General features: G+C 37.5%; 14 protein-coding genes and 3 rRNA genes. 14 read left to right on the top strand and 3 right to left on the bottom strand.

From position 1 onward, the window contains the following. Nucleotides 1-21: 21 nt before the first annotated feature. Complete coding sequence (locus FP433_RS06655) at nt 22-843, bottom strand: aldo/keto reductase (RefSeq protein WP_265486623.1); 822 nt, start codon at nt 841-843, stop codon at nt 22-24. 96 nt (nt 844-939) lie between these two features. On the opposite strand from FP433_RS06655, the gene FP433_RS06650 reads away from it, so the two are divergent. Continuing rightward, complete coding sequence (locus tag FP433_RS06650) at nt 940-1,773, top strand: DNA/RNA non-specific endonuclease (protein ID WP_265483952.1); 834 nt, start codon at nt 940-942, stop codon at nt 1,771-1,773. 29 nt (nt 1,774-1,802) lie between these two features. On the opposite strand, the gene FP433_RS06645 is transcribed toward FP433_RS06650, so the two are convergent. Together FP433_RS06645 and FP433_RS06640 are read right to left on the bottom strand one after the other, a co-directional pair. Next, nucleotides 1,803-2,174, bottom strand: coding sequence for a DUF1304 domain-containing protein (locus tag FP433_RS06645; protein ID WP_265483953.1), 372 nt, complete (start codon nt 2,172-2,174; stop codon nt 1,803-1,805). Between the two features lie 123 nt (nt 2,175-2,297). After that, a complete protein-coding gene (locus FP433_RS06640) occupies nt 2,298-3,221 on the bottom strand; it encodes an N-acetylglucosamine kinase (RefSeq protein ID WP_265483954.1) in 924 nt (307 codons plus the stop codon). 162 nt (nt 3,222-3,383) lie between these two features. On the opposite strand from FP433_RS06640, the gene FP433_RS06635 reads away from it, so the two are divergent. The 13 genes from FP433_RS06635 (at nt 3,384) to FP433_RS06575 (ending at nt 19,203) form a co-directional block, all read left to right on the top strand. Further along, nucleotides 3,384-4,349, top strand: a complete 966-nt coding sequence (locus FP433_RS06635; protein WP_265483955.1) for a serine hydrolase — start codon at nt 3,384-3,386, stop codon at nt 4,347-4,349. A gap of 111 nt (nt 4,350-4,460) precedes the next feature. Then, entirely contained in the window at nt 4,461-5,027 is a 567-nt protein-coding gene (locus tag FP433_RS06630; protein ID WP_416202986.1) for a TetR/AcrR family transcriptional regulator, read from the top strand. Between the two features lie 22 nt (nt 5,028-5,049). Further along, nucleotides 5,050-8,067, top strand: a complete 3,018-nt coding sequence (locus FP433_RS06625) for an MMPL family transporter (protein WP_265486621.1) — start codon at nt 5,050-5,052, stop codon at nt 8,065-8,067. 119 nt (nt 8,068-8,186) lie between these two features. Further along, nucleotides 8,187-8,873: a TVP38/TMEM64 family protein gene (locus FP433_RS06620; RefSeq protein WP_265483958.1), complete on the top strand. Its 687-nt coding sequence runs from the start codon at nt 8,187-8,189 to the stop codon at nt 8,871-8,873. An 11-nt stretch (nt 8,874-8,884) separates the two neighbouring features. Continuing rightward, nucleotides 8,885-9,880 (top strand): zinc ribbon domain-containing protein, encoded by a 996-nt coding sequence (locus FP433_RS06615; protein WP_265486620.1) that lies wholly within the window; start codon nt 8,885-8,887, stop codon nt 9,878-9,880. Between the two features lie 103 nt (nt 9,881-9,983). Then, complete coding sequence (locus FP433_RS06610) at nt 9,984-10,583, top strand: TVP38/TMEM64 family protein (RefSeq protein ID WP_265483960.1); 600 nt, start codon at nt 9,984-9,986, stop codon at nt 10,581-10,583. Further along, the gene (locus FP433_RS06605) at nt 10,583-11,080 is read left to right on the top strand and encodes a GNAT family N-acetyltransferase (protein ID WP_265483961.1); all 498 of its coding nucleotides are present in this window, start codon (nt 10,583-10,585) and stop codon (nt 11,078-11,080) included. The genes FP433_RS06610 and FP433_RS06605 overlap by 1 nt, the downstream gene beginning before the upstream one ends. Nucleotides 11,081-11,326: 246 nt before the next feature. Continuing rightward, nucleotides 11,327-12,637 (top strand): serine--tRNA ligase, encoded by a 1,311-nt coding sequence (gene serS, locus FP433_RS06600; protein WP_265483962.1) that lies wholly within the window; start codon nt 11,327-11,329, stop codon nt 12,635-12,637. Between the two features lie 58 nt (nt 12,638-12,695). Then, complete coding sequence (locus FP433_RS06595; protein ID WP_265483963.1) at nt 12,696-12,971, top strand: hypothetical protein; 276 nt, start codon at nt 12,696-12,698, stop codon at nt 12,969-12,971. Nucleotides 12,972-13,325: 354 nt separating this feature from the next. Continuing rightward, a 16S ribosomal RNA gene (locus FP433_RS06590) occupies nt 13,326-14,896 on the top strand. A gap of 229 nt (nt 14,897-15,125) precedes the next feature. After that, a 23S ribosomal RNA gene (locus FP433_RS06585) occupies nt 15,126-18,032 on the top strand. A gap of 59 nt (nt 18,033-18,091) precedes the next feature. Beyond that, nucleotides 18,092-18,208 (top strand): 5S ribosomal RNA (gene rrf / locus FP433_RS06580). Together the 16S, 23S and 5S rRNA genes form the textbook arrangement of a ribosomal RNA operon. A 164-nt stretch (nt 18,209-18,372) precedes the next feature. Beyond that, the gene (locus tag FP433_RS06575) at nt 18,373-19,203 is read left to right on the top strand and encodes an exodeoxyribonuclease III (protein WP_265483964.1); all 831 of its coding nucleotides are present in this window, start codon (nt 18,373-18,375) and stop codon (nt 19,201-19,203) included. Nucleotides 19,204-19,229 lie beyond the last annotated feature (26 nt).

The raw sequence follows: 19,229 nt of genomic DNA, 5'->3' as shown, positions 1-19,229 counted from the left end.
GTTACATGTAGCGTACCTTTTTTAGCCTTCCATTGTATAAGGATCTAGTCTGCGGCCATCATCTTTATCTAAATTGGTGAGTGCAGTAACTTCTTTAGGTGTAAGTTCGAAATCAAAAATTTCAAGATTTGCTTCTTGGTGGGCGATAGAAGTTGCTTTTGGAATAGGAAGAACATTAATCTGGGTTTCCCAGCGAAGAATAATTTGTGCAGGAGTTTTATTATATTTTTTCGCTAATTGTAAGATTAAGTCCTCTTTCATCGCATAGCCTGCTCGTTGGAGTGGACTCCAAGCTTCAGTAATAATTCTGTGTTTATCATCAAATTCTCGGACTTTTTTAGAAGACCAATATGGATGAAGTTCTACTTGATTAACTGCTGGAGTAACACCAGTTTCCTCAATTAGACGTTGAATATGCTCTGGTTCAAAATTAGAAACACCGATTGAGCGAATAAGACCAAATTTTTTAGCGTCAATTAATGCTTGCCAAGCTTCTAAATATTGATCTTTCTTAGGATTAGGCCAATGGATAAGATAGAGATCATAGTAATCTAGATGAGCACTATAAAGTGATTCTTGAATTTGTGTAATTGCTTCTTTGTAAGCTTGATGTCGACCGGGTAATTTAGAAGTGACAAATAGTTGATCACGTCCAATGCTACTATTTTCAATTGCACGCCCAACTGCACCTTCATTTTCGTATAAAACAGCGCTATCTATTAGGCGGTAGCCAAGATTAATGGCGTTATCAATCACACTAACTGCATGACTCCCATTGAGACGATAAGTTCCAAATCCTAGTTGAGGGATGCGATTGCCATCATTTAATTCGAAATATTTCAATTTAAAAATCTCCTTTCTTTCACCTTTAATTGTAGCGCAAAAAAGTAGAACTTTCGGTTATAATAGATTGGAAACTTTTTTAGAAAGGGCATGATTATGGCATCACGTCGAAAAAATAAAAACAGCCAAGGACAAAGAATTCTATCTTTTATTATTATTTTTTTAGTAATAGTCTTTGTAATTTATCAGCGAACAGGCAAGAATAGAACTTCAACTAGTAATAACTCAGCTAATGTAATTCAAAAAGCTAATCAGGCGCAAACTAGTTATGGAGGATTATCCAAACAAGATTATCAAAAGTTAGCTAATTTAAATTTTAAAAGTGGGGACAAGGCTTATGTTTATGTAAATGATGATAAGTCTACCTTAATTAAAAATGCCTGGAAAGTTAATAAGGTTATTTATTCTAACTTAGATAATCTAAATAGAACTTCAAATTCTAATACTGCTTTCTTAGAAAAAAGAAATGTCGCAGATCAAAGTTTAAGGGTGCGGCAATTTGTAAATCCTACAGCTTGGCATTCTAATAAGAGAAATGGTGTTCAAATTTATAATCGTGGTCACTTAATTGCTTATTCAATTTCTGCCGGGATTGATCAAGATGGGCAATATAACCCAGGAAATAAGTCAGGAGACCAAAATAATCCTAAAAATCTCTTCACCCAAAGTGCTTTTACCAATCAAAAAATTCAAACTATTTATGAAAGTAAAGTTCGTCAAGCACTAAGAAAAAATGAAAAGGTGATTTATCAAGCAACACCAATTTTTAGAGGGGATGAATTGATGGCACGTGGTATTAATTTACAAGCAATCTCAACTAGTGGTGATTTAGATTTCAATGTTTATATTTATAATGTGCAACCAGGTTATGTTTTTAACTATAATAACGGGCGAGCACAAAGAGATCGCTCGATGAGGGTAGAAGAATAAAAAGATCGTCCCGTAGAAGGACGATCTTTTTAAATGAATAAGAAAAATAAAGCAACTAGAGCAGGTAGCATCTGTACTAAAAAGATTTTTTTAGTTGCAGTAAAGCCACCAAATAATGCTACTACTACAATTAAAGCTAACATTAAGTACCAAAATGGAAAAAGCCATTTGACTGGGAACATAAAGTAAGCAACTGTAATTAGTAATCCAATCATGGCATTGTAAATACCTTGGTTAGCCATTGAAACGCGAGCTTCTTTTTGCTCAACATATTCTATGCTCATATCAAAAGCTTTTGCTTGAGTTGCAGGCTTACCGAAAATTTCTAGAAAACCAATTCCAATATGTTCGATTCCTACAGCAATTGTCAACACTATTCCTATAATTTGAAGTGTATTCAACAATCATCCCTCCTCTAAAATTATTCAATTTAAGTATACGGAAAAGAAACTAAAAAAGAAACTAAAATATTTTATCTAAAAAATTCAAATTAAAAGCCCTGAGTAGACTCAGAGCTTTTAATTTTATTCATTTTCATTGTGATTAGTGAAGTAACGATAGTCCTTACTTTTATCAAATAATACACCACGAGCATTTTCACCGTTTGAAACGCTGAAGACTACGTCAGGGTATTTTTCTTTTACCTCATCTTCCATAAATGAACGCATCATTGCGTTATTAGAAAGAACAGAACCAGTTAAAGCGACACGCATAGGTTTAGGATCTTCGTAGCGATCTAATACCATAAGAATATCGCGAGCTAATAAATGAGCTTGTTCTTGAATAATCTTACGTGCTTCTTCATCACCAGAATCAGCAAGTTTGGCAATTTTGACCGCATAAGAAGCAACTTCTGGACTAGTCATCTTGTAAAACTTAGCAGATGCATCATTAAGTGAATCAAGATCCCACATATCTACAAAAAGATCTACTAAGGAACTATCTTCACGTTTATCCCATTTTAAGAGAGCAGCTTGTAGAGCAGCTTTGGTGATGGCGTAACCACTACCTTCATCTCCCAATAAGGAACCATATCCACCAGCAGTAATTAATGAACCATCTTGACGTCCATTAACCACAGAACCAGTTCCTGCAATAACTAAAGCACCATCTGCACCTTCTAAACCATTGTATAGAGCTAAAAGTGAGTCAGTAATTGCCCGAGTAGGAATATTTCCTACCATTGAAGAAATAGTTGCAGCAACTTCTGGAGCATTTCCAACAACAGATAAGCCAGCAATTCCGGCTAAAACTTTCATTGGATCTCCTTCAATTTTGTCGCGTAATTCATTAATTGCGGCTGCAATATTTTTGAGACCAAGTTCGTAATCATTGTTGATTTGACCTGGACCGCTTTCTGCACGACCTAATTCTTTACCATTTTCATCATATGCGATTGCAGTTGAGTGTGTACCACCTGCATCAATACCAATCATATATTTAATCATCTGTAATTTAATACCTCTTTAAACGTTTTATTTTATTAGTTTACCTTAAATTCCTAAGAATGTGAACGTTTTAATTATATTATAATAGACAAGGTACAAACTAAGAGAGATTAAATTGACAATTTTAGATATAATTAAAAATAAAGGAGGAAATTAGAAGGAATGAAAAATAAGGTGTTTTTTATATCGGCACTAGTAGCATTTTGTAGTTTAGCTTTTTATTTAGTAAGTATTAATCATTTAAATAAACAAGAGGTCCAAGTTTATCAAGGACAATCAACAAAAATTGTAAAAAAGAGTAGTCAAAGTTCTCAAACTTCTTCAGGTACTAGCTCAACTCAGACTTCAAAAAAGGTAGCAAAAAAGACAAGTTCTTCAGCAACAAATGTAAAAATTGCTAAAGGAAGTACGCAAAAAATTGCCCAGGAAATTAAAAAGACCCTTGCAAATCAAAGTCAACCATATCAAGTTAGCTATGTAGATTTAAATACTGGGAAATATGCTCAAGTTACTAATACTAATCAAACAGCTCTACCACTTAAATCAAGCTTACGCTTTTATGTTTTGCTTGCTTATCAAAGTGCAGTAAAAAATAATAAATTACATTCAGCTTCCTCTTATAAAATTAAAAAATCTGATCAAGTAGGAAAAACTGATCCAATGTTAAAAACAGGAATTAACTACAGTTATGCCTATATTCGAGATATGATGGTTCGACATGATAGTACAACAGCTGCAATGATTTTGGTAAATAAGCTAGGACTTCATAATATTAACGCAGTTGCTAAAAAATTTGGGGCAGAAAATACAACTGTTGAAAAAGTAGATAATAAATTAGAGGGTAGTTCAAGCGCAGCTGATTTTACCACAGTCATTAAAAACTTATACCAAGGAAAAGTTTTAGGAGTAACACATGATACCCAAATAATTGGTTATATGTTTAACGATACTAATAAAGGATTAAGCTCCCAAATTAGTGGAACTTCTTATAAGATGAGTGGAAGTTTTGGTAGTGTAGCCTTAGTTGAAACTAGGGGTAAGAACTATGTAATGGCAGTAATTAATGAAAAAGAAGGATATAATTTTGGTGATTTAGGAAAAAGTATTAACCAAGTGGTTCACAAATAGTAATTATTGGTTTAGACTTCAAAAAGTAGAAAAGAATCTACAAATTGTAGATTGTAATCTATAATCTTAAGTGATATACTGTCTAAGTATAGTAAAAAGGAAGTGATAATTATTAAGAAACACCGGACACTTGACTTAGATAAGGTCATTCAAAAATCTACAGAAATTATCAATAAAGAAGGATTGAGAGCCTTAACCATGCCACGACTGGCAAAGTTTTTAAATATTCGCTCACAATCTCTTTATCATTATGTAGCAAATCGGCGCGAGTTATTATCAATAATCTGTGCGAGGAGACTTGCAATTCTGAAGGAAGAATTAATTCACAAGTTAATTGGCCTTTCAGGTTCAGAAGCAGTATTTACTTTTGCGGATGTTATTAGAAATTTTTTGCTAAATGATTATGCCGTATCAAGTATTTTTTATAATGTAGAAGAAATTGGGCAAGATACGCGAGTGCACAAAGAAATTAGTGAAATAGTTGAATTAGGGGAAAAATTAGAAGTAGATCAAAAAAATATCGTGTCTTTGCAAAGTTTATTGGCTGCAGTAATAGGATATGTATTTTTGGATCGTGCTCAACTATTTAGCGACGAAGATGAAAGAACGGTAAATAATAATTATCATCAATTACTTTTGCAGTTAGTGGGGCCAAAAGTAAAAACTAACCAAAATTAGGAAAGGAACGGAAAAAGGGTTAATGAAGAACTTTCTCAAAAACCATGTAGGTGCGTTAATTGCTTGGATTGCTATTGTGATTATTGCGATAGTTACTCTTCCAAACGTCAGTGCTTTGACACGTGAGCACTCAGATATTACTCTACCTAAAAACGTTGAAACCGAAGTGGCTACTCGAATTGAAAAACATTGGGGCCACGGACAAGATAATACGTACATGGTGGGACTTGTATTTAATAAGAAGAAAGGTAAGATCAACGAAGAAGATCAAGCCGAAATTAATAATACTATTCAATACTTGAATGATAACAAAAAGAGTTTGGGTATTAAGAGTATGACAACAGTTAATGACAATGAAGGAGCAAAATCATTGCTTTTGTCTAAAGATAAGACAACAGAAATGATTCAAGTCTACATTCCAAATAACCATTCAACTGTTACTGATACTACGAAAGCTCTTCAACGTGCTATTAAAACTAAAGGTCTAGCTACTTATGTAACTGGGGTCAAGATTCTACAAGATGATTTTTCAAATCAGATTCAACAAGGAATCAAAAAGACTGAGGTAATTTCTATTATCTTTATCTTTATTGTTTTAGTTTTAGTATTCCGCTCACCAATTGTTCCATTAATTTCACTTTTAACAGTTGGTGTTTCATTTATTACATCATTTTCATTAGTAACTAATTTAGTAAAAAGTTCGAATTTCCCATTTTCAAACTTTACTCAAGTATTTATGGTAATCGTATTATTTGGGGTGGGAACTGACTATAATATTTTGCTGTATGATAAGTTCAAGGAAAACCTTGGTAAAGGGATGGACAAGTACGCAGCAACGAAAGATGCCATCAAAAAGGCTGGAAAAACCATTCTGTTTTCTGGCTCATCAATTTTAATTGGTTTTAGTGCCTTAGGCTTGGCGAAGTTTTCAATTTACCAATCAGCTGTTGGAGTAGCAATTGGGGTAGCAGTTTTATTAATTGTCTTGTTGACTTTGAATCCATTTTTCATGGTGGTTTTAGGGGAAAGAATGTTTTGGCCAGTGAAGAATTTTGACGGTGACTCAAATTCTAAGCTTTGGACATTCCTTTCTAAGTACTCATTAAAATATCCTGTTATTTTCTTAGTAGTATTAGCAGCAGTTATTACTCCAGTTGCTTTACTTAATTCAAATCAATTAAACTATGATGATGCTGATGAATTACCAAATTCTGATCCAGCTAAGGCAGGTTTATTAGTAATTCAAGATCATTTTTCTAAAGGTACAGCTGAATATTCAACTCTTTATATTCAAAATAAAAAGAAATTAAATAAAGAAGAATATCTTAAAGAAATAGATACCTTAACTAAAAAGATCAAAAATGATAAACGTGTAAAATCAGTTTACTCAGTTACTCAACCAACGGGTAAGCCAGTAAGTAAATTGTATCTTAAAAATCAGTTAAAAACTGTCAATGATGGTTTATCTAGTGCACGGAGTGGTCTTAAGAAATTAGATAAAGGTTCTGTTCAATTAACTAATGGAATTGGTCAAGTTAGTGATGGAACTAAGCAACTTAGTGATGGCTTAAGTACGATGAATGACCAATTGACTGAACAACTTTCAGGTAGTTCTCAACAAATTGCGCAATTACAAAGTGGTTTACCGCAAATTAATGATGGTATTCAGCAAATTAACGGGCAATTGCAAAGTTCATCTGTTCCTGATACTGCTGCTCTTTCTTCAAACTTAAATAATATTGGTACACAAGCACAAAATATTGGTACTAATTTAACTACTGCTGGTGCAGGATTACAAAGTTTACAAACTGCTGCCGTAAATAGTCAGCAAGCAGCCGCTGGTCGTCAATTGCAGCAAGTAGCTGGAAGCTTGCAAGCTGCTGGAATTGCTAACCGCTCACTTGGAAATTCAATGGCGAGTGTGGCAAACACAATGCAAGGTTTGCAAGGAACAATGAGTCAAATGTCTACATTAAGAAGTTCCTTTGGACAATTAGCTCAATCTTCAAATGTAGCACTTCCAGGTGCCGTAAGTGCAATTGAACAGATGAATTCCGGCTTAACGCAAGTTCAAACAGCTGTAAATCAAGCTGCTCCTGCCGCAAGTCAATTAAGTGATGGAGCAAAGAAACTTTATGATCAAGCTCCAAGTTTAACTAAGGGAATAAAGAAGGTAAATAAAGGACTTGGTAAGATTGAAGATTACACTAATCCTTTAAGTAAGTCAGCAGCTGCCGATACTTTCTATATTCCAAGCGAGAGCCTAAAATCCTCAACTTTTAAACCAGCACTTGATACTTACTTAAGTCAAGATAAGAAGACTACAAAGTTGATTATCATCTTAAAAGGAAATCCAAGTTCATTAAAGAATGCAAAGGTAGCAAATGAATTAGGACAAATGTCGAAGATGAGTCTTCAAGGAACTAATTTAGATAAAGCAACAGTTGCGATGGGTGGTCAATCTGAAAAGATTTACGATACACAAAAAGTTGCTAGTCAAGACTTTACTAGAACAGCTGCAATTATGTTGATTGGTATCGGAATTGCTTTAATCATTATTACCCGTTCAGTACTTCAACCAGTATTTATTTTAGGAACATTATTAGCAGCTTACTTTACTGCATTATCTCTTAATGAAATGATTGTAAAATCTATCATGCACCGTTCAATGGTAGCTTGGAATACACCATTCTTCAGTTTCATCATGATCATTGCTTTAGGAGTTGACTACAGTATCTTCTTAATGATGAGATACCGAGAACTAGGTATTGAAAATCCTAAATTTAGTCCAAGTGAAAGAATTTTACAAGCTTGTGCTAACATTGGGGTAGTTGTAATTAGTGCAGCTATTATTTTAGGTGGTACTTTTGCAGCATTAATTCCATCAGGAGTTCCAACATTAATTGAAGTTGCTTTAACTGTAATTATTGGGTTATTACTACTAGTATTCTTCTTGCCCATCATTATGTCGGCAGCAATGAAGATTACGTACGAAGGACTTAACTTCAATTTTGGAAAGAAAAATAAGCAAAATAACTAAAAGATTTTTCTTAGCTAAGAGCTCGCAGTGAAAATTGCGAGCTTTTTTCTAATGGAAAAATGCTAACTTAACATGCTAAACTAAAATTAAATAGTTTTAGCAAGAGAAAGATTAGATCGATGAGAAAAAATCTACGAAAAATATTATTAATAAGTTTGGGCGTTATCTTGGCTATCTGTTTAGCATATTTACTTTATCGGGATTATCGTCCTGAAATTAATCTTTTATTACATCCAACATCAGATACAAAGGAAAAATTATTAATTTTGTTACGTGAACATGCAGTAAGAGACAGTATTTTTTTATTATGTTTAATTGCTATTTTAAATGCCATTCCAGGACTATCAAATTCTCTACTTTGCGTTTTATCTGGTCTATGTTATGGAGCATGGCTTGGTTTAGGAATTAATTGGTTAGGAAATATCTTGGGCAATGTAATTGTAGTAGCCCTTATTAGAAAGATAGATTTTTCTAAACATTTTAAGAAAAATAAAATTCTTACTTACTTAATGAACCAAAACCATCCACGAGTTGGACTAACGATTGGATTTATGATACCTTTTATTCCAAGTGTATTAGTAAATTATGCAGCTGCCAGATTGAATATTACTTGGAAACAATATTTTCCAATGGTAGTTATTGGTATGTTACCGACTTCGTATCTTTATGCATTTGGTGGAGATGCAATTTTTTCAGGGGATGCCAAAAAGTTAATTGGGCTAGCTGTAGGAATTTTTGTTTTATTAGTGATGGCGCTATTAGTGGTCAAGCTAGCTGATAGTAGCCGTAGAAAATCTAAGAATTAAGGAAAGTTATTATGAATTGTCCAAATTGTAATCATCCCGTAAAAGAAACTGATGAAAGTTGTTCTAATTGTGGCTTTAACTTAAAAAAGTTTCGCAGTGAATTTTTTAGTAAAAATCGTTCTCAAACAGAGGGAGTATCTGCCCGTACTACTAAAACTAGAAGAGAAGCTCTTGCTAAAAATTATCAACCTAAAAAGCCTAATTCAACAATTGAAGCAATGATTAAATGGATTAAAGTAAATTCAATGATTGTCTTTTGCGTGGGAGTTTTATTATTAATTTTAATGAGCATCTCTCGCCCACTAGGCTGGTTTACATTTTTGGCTTTAATGATTTGGCTATTTATTGTTTGTGATAAAAATCAAAATCCTGAACAATATTTTGCTGATAAAAGATTGACACAGAAGGTAAATCAAGTAAGTTCCAATGTTGTCAATGAAATTCAGGATAAAGAAAATAAAGTAAGAGAGTATAGAAGGCGAAAAACCCCAGAACATGAAGAAAATTTATCTAGAAAAAGTCATACTACTGCCCAATGGGGATTAGTTTTGATGGCGCTGTTAAGTCTGATAGTAGTATTTTTTGGCCCTTTTTCTGCAGCAAGTTCTGGTAGCTTCCATAAACATTCAATTTCAACTACTTTACTCTCTATTGCAGGGATGGATGGAAAATATAGTTTAATTGGCTATAGTTTATGGGTGATAATTGTTGCAGTCCCAATTGCGATAATTGTAGTCACAGTTAAAAATAAAAAACATAACCAGCAAATTGCTTTTATTCTGTCACTGGCAGAAACAATCGTTTTGTTTATTTATGCTTTTGAATTAATTTTCTTGAATGCTGGCCATAAGCTGGGGATTACTACCACTGTCGCTAATAATTTGAAGCTACATCAAATGCTAGAAAATGCTATTTCATTTGGAATTTCATCGTATCTGCTATTTATTTCTAGTATTTTAACCACAATTTTAGCTAGTAAAAGTTTACAATGGCGAAAAGAAAAATAAGAGGAATTTAAATCCTCTTTTTTTGAAGCAATTTTTTAGCGAATATTAAATAATGTAAGAGAAAAATTTGGTATGATTAATATAAAACTAAGGAGGGGCAGGTATGTCGACTAAAACTACGCGACGATTAATAAATATTGGGACAATTGTATGTACAATTTTACTTATTTTGTTAACAATTTATTGGTATCGATTGGGAATCTTTACTAGTCAGGAAAAAATGCATGCATATTTAGCTGATAAAAAAATTATCGGACCCTTAATTTTTATATTAATTCAAATTGTACAAGTAGTAATTCCAATTATTCCAGGAGGAATTTCACTTTTAGGTGGAGTGGTTTTCTTTGGGCCAATTTGGGGATTTATTTATAATTATGTTGGAATTTGTATTGGGTCGATTATTATCTTCTTTTTAGCACGATATTATGGAAAACCATTTATTTTGCATTTGGTTTCAGAGGAAACTTATAATAAGTACATTAAGTGGACCAAAAATCAAAAACGCTATAATTGGATCTTTGCGATATGTATTGTTGCACCTGCCGCACCTGATGATGTATTATGTATGATTTCTGGTTTAACCGAGATGAAATTTTCAACTTACTTTTGGATTATCATACTTGGTAAACCTTGGACAATTGCTGCATACAGTTTAGGACTGGTTTACGGTGCAAAATGGTTATTACAGATTGTAGGCAAGTAATGTTAAATGGAACAAAAGTAGAATTAAGAAAAGTTACCCCAGCTGATGCCCCAACATTATATAAGTGGGGCCAAGATGAGATTTACCATCAATTAGCTGGTTTTGAAAAATTTAAAAACTTAGCCCAAGCACAGCGTGCAGCGAAAGTTTATGCTGAAAGGCCATGGAGTTACGCCATTGTATTAAAAGAAACGAATGAAATGATTGGATTAGCTGAATTATATGACCAAACAATCGATATTGCTGCTGGAATTATGCGGGCGAAATCCTTAGGTTTTTTAATAGATAAGAATTATTGGCGAAAGGGCTATGGCTTTGAGGCAATGAAGTTGTTAGTAAATTATGCCTTTCAACAATTGAATCAAGATGTCTTATGGGCAGAGATAATTGGTAGTAATTTGGCTTCTGAGAAATTACTAGAAAAATTAGGTTTCAAACAGATGTATGCTTTGGGTGAAATGGAAAAAAGAAGAAAGTTTTTTGTCCTAAAAAAATAATAATGGTATAATCTAATTAAACACGAAATCCTAAGACAACTTCAGAGAGCTTACGGTTGGTGAGAGTAAGTGAACGTCATTTCCAGATTTTAAGAGTGGGTAGGTAATTCTACACGGTTAGCGCCGTTATTGCTATAAAGTGTGGTGTAAATATACACTGAAGCTGGGTGGTACCGCGAGCCGTGAAGTCGATTCGTCCCAATTGGGGATGAGTCGGCTTTTTTTATTTTAAGGAGGAACATACTAATGTTAGATATTAAGGTAATTAGAGAAAACCTTGATTGGGCAAAAGAAAAATTAGCAACTAGAGGTGTTGAAGCAAAAGAGCTTGATGAACTAGTTGAAATTGATAAAAAGCGCCGTGAAGCTTTAACTAAAAGTGAAACTTTAAAACAAAAACGTAATGAAGTTTCAGATCAAATTGCCCAAGCTAAGCGTAACAAAGAAGATGCAAGCCAAGCAATTAAGGCAATGCGTGAAGTAGGAAAAGAAATTAAAGACTTAGATAAAGAAGTAGATGAACTAACTGAAAAGCAAAATTACATTTTACTTCGTTTACCTAACTTTCCAGCAGATGGTGTGCCAGTAGGACCAGATGAAAGCTACAATGAAGAAGTTAGAAAATGGAATGAACCAACTAAGTTTGATTTTACCCCTAAGCCTCACTGGGAAATTGGAACAGATTTGGATATTTTAGATTGGGATACAGCTGGTAAAGTAACTGGTGCACGATTTGTTTACTACAAAGGTGCAGGTGCCATGCTTGAAAGAGCAGTTTCAAACTTTTTCTTAGACCAAAACATGAAGGCTGGTTACACAGAAATTATTCCACCTTACATGGTAAATAGAGAATCAATGCAAGGAACTGGCCAATTCCCTAAGTTTACTGAAGATGTTTACACAATTGTAGATAATGATGATCCAGATAAGCCTCGTGAATTAACTTTAATTCCTACAGCAGAAGTACCTTTAGTAAACTACTTCCGTGGAAAGATTTTAAATGGAGAGAAATTGCCAGTAAATGTTACTGCTTTTTCACCTGCTTTTAGAAGTGAAGCGGGTTCAGCTGGTCGTGATACACGTGGATTAATTAGAATGCACGAATTTAGAAAAGTAGAAATGGTAAAAATTGTTGATGAAGACAGCTCATGGGATGAATTGGATAAATTAACTCACAATGCTGAAGACTTACTTCAAAAACTTGGCTTACCATATCATGTAGTTGCACTTTCAACTGGGGATGCTAGTTTCACTAGTGCTAGAACTTATGACCTGGAAGTATGGATGCCAGCTCAAGACAAGTATCGTGAAATTTCAAGTTGTTCAAATTGTACTGATTTCCAAGCTCGTCGTGCCCAAATTCGTTACCGGGATGCAGATGGTAAGCTTCATTTAGCTCATACTTTAAATGGATCAGGTTTAGCTGTAGGTAGAACAGTAGCAGCAATTTTGGAAAATTACCAAAATGAAGATGGAACTGTAAATGTTCCGGAAGCTTTACAGCCATATATGCATGGTATGAAGGTAATTACTAAAGAAGCACCACTTGGTGAATAAATTAACTGAGGAACTTTCTCTTACGAGAGAAGTTCCTTTTTTTGAAAGGAAAAGATAAATGAAATTAATAGGTGAAGGTGGAATATATAATGGAATGGCAAAAGCAGAAAGTAATGAAGTAGGTATAAAAAATGAATGTTGGATTCACATTACCCAGCAAGAAAGGCAAAGAGTGAAAATGGAATTAATTAAAAATGGTGGGGTAATCAAAAGGTTGGTAATACAAGGAAATAAGTGGATAAGATTAAAGGGGAATGGGTGGTATAAAGTAAGGGTAAAGAATAACAAGGAAAGGAATTTAAAGGTAGGAATAAGTATTTTTGAAAAAATATAAAAAAGTACTTGACGAACTAATAAAAAGAGTGTAAATTATAATATGCTTCTCACGAAGAGAAAAATATCAAAAAAACTCTTGCATTTATTTGAGAGATGTAATATGATATTATAGCTGTCTGAAAAAGAATATTTTTAGAGAGTGAAAAATAAAATTATCTCTTGCAAGTAAAAAACAAGTATGATATAATAGATAAGTAGTCAACCGACGCTTTAGTACCTTGAAAACTGAACAAAAATTCGTAAGTGTGCGGGGGAAATAAACCCCAAACAAAGCGAAGTCAATTCGCAAGCAATAAATTTGAGATAACAAATCAAAAAAACGTTAAGAGCTAAGAAAAGCTCATTTCAAAAAGGAAATGAGAGTTTGATCCTGGCTCAGGACGAACGCTGGCGGCGTGCCTAATACATGCAAGTCGAGCGAGCTTGCCTAGATGATTGAAATGCTTGCATTTCATGAAACTAGATACAAGCTAGCGGCGAACGGGTGAGTAACACGTGGGTAACCTGCCCAAGAGACTGGGATAACACCTGGAAACAGATGCTAATACCGGATAACAACACTAGACGCATGTCTAGAGTTTGAAAGATGGATTTCTATCACTCTTGGATGGACCTGCGGTGCATTAGCTAGTTGGTAAGGTAACGGCTTACCAAGGCAATGATGCATAGCCGAGTTGAGAGACTGATCGGCCACATTGGGACTGAGACACGGCCCAAACTCCTACGGGAGGCAGCAGTAGGGAATCTTCCACAATGGACGAAAGTCTGATGGAGCAACGCCGCGTGAGTGAAGAAGGGTTTCGGCTCGTAAAGCTCTGTTGTTGGTGAAGAAAGATAGAGGTAGTAACTGGCCTTTATTCGACGGTAATCAACTAGAAAGTCACGGCTAACTACGTGCCAGCAGCCGCGGTAATACGTAGGTGGCAAGCGTTGTCCGGATTTATTGGGCGTAAAGCGAGTGCAGGCGGTTTAATAAGTCTGATGTGAAAGCCTTCGGCTCAACCGAAGAACTGCATCAGAAACTGTTAAACTTGAGTGCAGAAGAGGAGAGTGGAACTCCATGTGTAGCGGTGGAATGCGTAGATATATGGAAGAACACCAGTGGCGAAGGCGGCTCTCTGGTCTGCAACTGACGCTGAGGCTCGAAAGCATGGGTAGCGAACAGGATTAGATACCCTGGTAGTCCATGCCGTAAACGATGAGTGCTAAGTGTTGGGAGGTTTCCGCCTCTCAGTGCTGCAGCTAACGCATTAAGCACTCCGCCTGGGGAGTACGACCGCAAGGTTGAAACTCAAAGGAATTGACGGGGGCCCGCACAAGCGGTGGAGCATGTGGTTTAATTCGAAGCAACGCGAAGAACCTTACCAGGTCTTGACATCCAATGACAACCTAAGAGATTAGGCTTTCCCTTCGGGGACATTGAGACAGGTGGTGCATGGCTGTCGTCAGCTCGTGTCGTGAGATGTTGGGTTAAGTCCCGCAACGAGCGCAACCCTTGTCATTAGTTGCCATCATTAAGTTGGGCACTCTAATGAGACTGCCGGTGACAAACCGGAGGAAGGTGGGGATGACGTCAAGTCATCATGCCCCTTATGACCTGGGCTACACACGTGCTACAATGGACGGTACAACGAGAAGCGAACCTGTGAAGGCAAGCGGATCTCTGAAAGCCGTTCTCAGTTCGGATTGTAGGCTGCAACTCGCCTACATGAAGCTGGAATCGCTAGTAATCGCGGATCAGCACGCCGCGGTGAATACGTTCCCGGGCCTTGTACACACCGCCCGTCACACCATGAGAGTCTGTAACACCCAAAGCCGGTGAGATAACCTTTAAGGAGTCAGCCGTCTAAGGTAGGACAGATGATTAGGGTGAAGTCGTAACAAGGTAGCCGTAGGAGAACCTGCGGCTGGATCACCTCCTTTCTAAGGAAGGGCAACTGATGGAGAGTGTGAAGACACTAAAAGAAGTCAGAAAGCCAAACAAGAAAAAGGCACACAGAAGAATTTTTGTTTAGTTTTGAGGGCAGTAAAGAAGTTCTCAAGAGTTAGTACATTGAAAACTGAATATAATCAAAGCAAAAAACCGAGACAATCGAAAGAGAAACAGATTGAAGAGCGACCGAGAAGAAGAGAGAAACTCAAACTTGAAATAGGTCAAGTAGAAAAGGGCGCATGGTGAATGCCTTGGCACTAGAAGCCGATGAAGGACGTGACGAACCACGAAAGGCTTCGGGGAGCAGTAAGTAAGCGATGATCCGGAGATATCCGAATGGGGGAACCCAATACCGAGAGGTATTATCGTATGATGAATAAATAGTTATACGAAGGAAGACGCAGTGAACTGAAACATCTAAGTAGCTGCAGGAAGAGAAAGAAAAATCGATTTCCTAAGTAGCGGCGAGCGAACAGGAAAGAGCCCAAACCAACTGGCTTGCCAGTTGGGGTTGAAGGACTGCGATGTAGTACTTGAAGTGATAGCAGAATTATCTGGAAAGATAAGCCAGAGAGGGTGATAGCCCCGTAAGCGAAATTGCGACAAGACTTAGCAGGATCCTGAGTAGGTCGGGACACGAGGAATCCCGATTGAATCCGCGAGGACCATCTCGTAAGGCTAAATACTAACTAGTGACCGATAGTGAACCAGTACCGTGAGGGAAAGGTGAAAAGAACCCCGGGAGGGGAGTGAAATAGAACCTGAAACCGTGTGCCTACAAGTAGTCAGAGCACATTAAAGTGTAATGGCGTGCCTTTTGTAGAATGAACCGGCGAGTTACGTTATGTTGCAAGGTTAAGTCAGAAAAGACGGAGCCGTAGCGAAAGCGAGTCTGAATAGGGCGAAAGAGTAATGTGACGTAGACCCGAAACCAAGTGACCTACCCATGACCAGGTTGAAGGTGTGGTAAAACACACTGGAGGACCGAACCCACGTGAGTTAAAAATCGCGGGGATGAGTTGTGGGTAGCGGTGAAATTCCAAACGAACTTGGAGATAGCTGGTTCTCTCCGAAATAGCTTTAGGGCTAGCCTCGTGTGAATGATAATGGAGGTAGAGCGCTGTTTGGACTAGGGGCCCGTCATGGGTTACTGAATCCAGATAAACTTCGAATGCCAGATATCAATGCACGGGAGTCAGACTGCGAGTGATAAGATCCGTAGTCGAAAGGGAAACAGCCCAGATCACCAGTTAAGGTCCCCAAATCTATGCTAAGTGGAAAAGGATGTGGAGTTGCGTAGACAACTAGGATGTTGGCTTAGAAGCAGCCATCATTTAAAGAGTGCGTAATAGCTCACTAGTCGAGTGACGCTGCGCCGAAAATTTACCGGGGCTAAGCATAGTACCGAAACTGTGGATGCATATATTATATGTGTGGTAGGAGAGCGTTCTAAGTGCGGTGAAGTTAGATCGAGAGGACTAATGGAGCGCTTAGAAGTGAGAATGCCGGTATGAGTAGCGAAAGATAGGTGAGAATCCTATCCGCCGTAAGACTAAGGTTTCCTGGGGCAGGCTCGTCCGCCCAGGGTAAGTCGGGACCTAAGGTAAGGCCGAGAGGCGTAGCCGATGGACAACAGGTAGAAATTCCTGTACTGAAACTGCTTGTTATGAGCAATGGAGGGACGCAGGAGGCTAATGACGCATGGTGTTGGATATCCATGTGCAAGCGTTAAGAGTTAAGATGAGTCAAATGCTTGTCTTTAAAAGCTTGAGACGTGATGCGTAGTGAAGTTAAGTAGCGAAGGTCATGATGTCACACTGCCAAGAAAAGCTTCTAGCCAGAGTAGTTTTACCCGTACCGCAAACCGACACAGGTAGTCGAGGAGAGTATCCTCAGGTGAGCGAGAGAACTCTCGTTAAGGAACTCGGCAAAATGACCCCGTAACTTCGGAAGAAGGGGTGCTGATTGTAAAAGATCAGCCGCAGTGAAGAGGCCCAAACAACTGTTTATCAAAAACACAGGTATCTGCAAAATCGTAAGATGACGTATAGGTGCTGACACCTGCCCGGTGCTGGAAGGTTAAGAGGAAAGCTTAGCGCAAGCGAAGGTTTGAATTGAAGCCCCAGTAAACGGCGGCCGTAACTATAACGGTCCTAAGGTAGCGAAATTCCTTGTCGGGTAAGTTCCGACCTGCACGAAAGGTGTAATGATTTGGGCACTGTCTCAACGAGAGACTCGGTGAAATTATAATACCCGTGAAGATGCGGGTTACCCGCGACAGGACGGAAAGACCCCATGGAGCTTTACTGTAGCTTGATATTGAGTATTTGTTAAACATGTACAGGATAGGTAGGAGCCAGAGAAGATAGGACGCTAGTTTTATCGGAGGCAATGTTGGGATACTACCCTTGTTTGATGGATCCTCTAACTCAGATCGCTAAGCGCGGTCGAGGACAGTGTCAGGTGGGCAGTTTGACTGGGGCGGTCGCCTCCTAAAGTGTAACGGAGGCGCCCAAAGGTTCCCTCAGAATGGTTGGAAATCATTCGCAGAGTGTAAAGGTATAAGGGAGCTTGACTGCGAGAGCTACAACTCGAGCAGGGACGAAAGTCGGGCTTAGTGATCTGGTGGTACTGTATGGAAAGGCCATCACTCAACGGATAAAAGCTACCCTGGGGATAACAGGCTTATCTCCCCCAAGAGTTCACATCGACGGGGAGGTTTGGCACCTCGATGTCGGCTCGTCGCATCCTGGGGCTGAAGTCGGTCCCAAGGGTTGGGCTGTTCGCCCATTAAAGCGGCACGCGAGCTGGGTTCAGAACGTCGTGAGACAGTTCGGTCCCTATCCGTCGTGGGCGTAGGAAATTTGAGAGGAGCTGTCCTTAGTACGAGAGGACCGGGATGGACATACCGCTGGTGTACCAGTTGTCGAGCCTTCGGCATCGCTGGGTAGCTATGTATGGACGGGATAAGCGCTGAAAGCATCTAAGTGCGAAGCCCCCCTCAAGATGAGATTTCCGATGCGAAAGCAGTAAGACACCTTAAAGACGATGAGGTAGATAGGCTAGGAGTGTAAGCTCAGTGATGAGTGAAGCGGACTAGTACTAATCAGTCGAGCACTTGACCAAAGCTCTAGGTTTTAGGCTTTAGATTATATTCAGTTTTGAGTGTAAAAGCTCAAAGAAAGTATAGTAACGATAGCAAGAAGGAAACACCTGTTCCCATGCCGAACACAGAAGTTAAGCTTCTTAACGCCGAAAGTAGTTGGTGGGAAACTGCCTGCAAGGATAGGTAGTTGCTATGCTTTTTCTTCTGTATAATTTTTAAGAAAAGATATGCTTTTGTATCTCCTTCTTTTAGTAAAATTTATTTTAAACATTACTTCTCTGAAAAGATTCTATATTATAGAGTCTTTTTTTATTTGATTTTGTTTATTTGGTTTAAAATAATGTTAAAGGGGTGCAAAAAATGAAAATTATTTCTTGGAATATTGATTCTTTAAATGCTGCTTTGACTAGTGAGTCTTCACGTGCTCAGGAAACTAGAAATTTACTACTTAAAATTCGCCACGAAGCTCCTGATGTAATTGCTTTTCAAGAGACCAAATTAAGAGCAAGTGGCCCTACAGCCACCCATCTTTCAAAGTTAAATGAATTTTTCCCAGATTATCGGGTAATTTGGCGTTCCTCTGATGAGCCAGCACGTAAAAGTTATGCCGGTACAATGTTTTTAATCAAAGAAAACTATCATCCTGCTGTGGAATATCCAGTTATTTTTGCCCCCGTTCCCATGGATTTTGAGGGACGCATCTTAACCTTAGAATTTGAAGGTTTTTACATCACTCAAGTCTATACTCCAAATTCTGGAAATAATCTTCTTCGGTTAGAAGATAGGGAAGTATGGGATAAAAAGTATTGTGAGTATTTAAAAAATTTAAAGAAAAAGAAGCCGGTAATTGTTTGTGGCGACTTCAATGTGGCTGCATCCTCACTGGATTTGAAGCATCCCGAACGCATGGAAAAGAAGGCAGGGTATACTCCCGAAGAAAGGGCAGGATTTAGTGAAATATTAAAAGCTGGGTTTATTGATGTTTATCGCTATTTAAACCCTGATGGAAAAGACTATACTTGGTGGGATCAGCGTGTACCAACGAGTAAACAATATAATTTAGGATGGAGAATAGACTATTTTTTGGTTTCCGATGATTTGAAAAAAGAAATCAAAGATCTAAAAATTTTTAGTGATACACCTCGTAAAGATCATGCTCCAATACTTTTAGAGATTGATCTAAAGAAGTAAATTTTAATTACAAAAAATCGTCCCTA

Origin of the sequence: Lactobacillus sp. PV012, from assembly GCF_014522325.1 — a bacterium.
In the GTDB taxonomy this organism is placed as follows: domain Bacteria; phylum Bacillota; class Bacilli; order Lactobacillales; family Lactobacillaceae; genus Lactobacillus.
The sequence above is the reverse complement of the archived record's forward strand: the minus strand, read 5'-3'. Positions and strand labels throughout refer to the sequence as shown.

Coding starts and splice junctions, on each gene's coding strand:
- FP433_RS06650 (WP_265483952.1), top strand. CDS start 940: ATGGCATCACGTCGAAAAAATAAAAACAGCCAAGGACAAAGAATTCTA.
- FP433_RS06640 (WP_265483954.1), bottom strand. CDS start 3,221: ATGATTAAATATATGATTGGTATTGATGCAGGTGGTACACACTCAACT.
- FP433_RS06635 (WP_265483955.1), top strand. CDS start 3,384: ATGAAAAATAAGGTGTTTTTTATATCGGCACTAGTAGCATTTTGTAGT.
- FP433_RS06625 (WP_265486621.1), top strand. CDS start 5,050: ATGAAGAACTTTCTCAAAAACCATGTAGGTGCGTTAATTGCTTGGATT.
- FP433_RS06620 (WP_265483958.1), top strand. CDS start 8,187: ATGAGAAAAAATCTACGAAAAATATTATTAATAAGTTTGGGCGTTATC.
- FP433_RS06615 (WP_265486620.1), top strand. CDS start 8,885: ATGAATTGTCCAAATTGTAATCATCCCGTAAAAGAAACTGATGAAAGT.
- FP433_RS06610 (WP_265483960.1), top strand. CDS start 9,984: ATGTCGACTAAAACTACGCGACGATTAATAAATATTGGGACAATTGTA.
- FP433_RS06605 (WP_265483961.1), top strand. CDS start 10,583: ATGTTAAATGGAACAAAAGTAGAATTAAGAAAAGTTACCCCAGCTGAT.
- serS (WP_265483962.1), top strand. CDS start 11,327: ATGTTAGATATTAAGGTAATTAGAGAAAACCTTGATTGGGCAAAAGAA.
- FP433_RS06595 (WP_265483963.1), top strand. CDS start 12,696: ATGAAATTAATAGGTGAAGGTGGAATATATAATGGAATGGCAAAAGCA.
- FP433_RS06575 (WP_265483964.1), top strand. CDS start 18,373: ATGAAAATTATTTCTTGGAATATTGATTCTTTAAATGCTGCTTTGACT.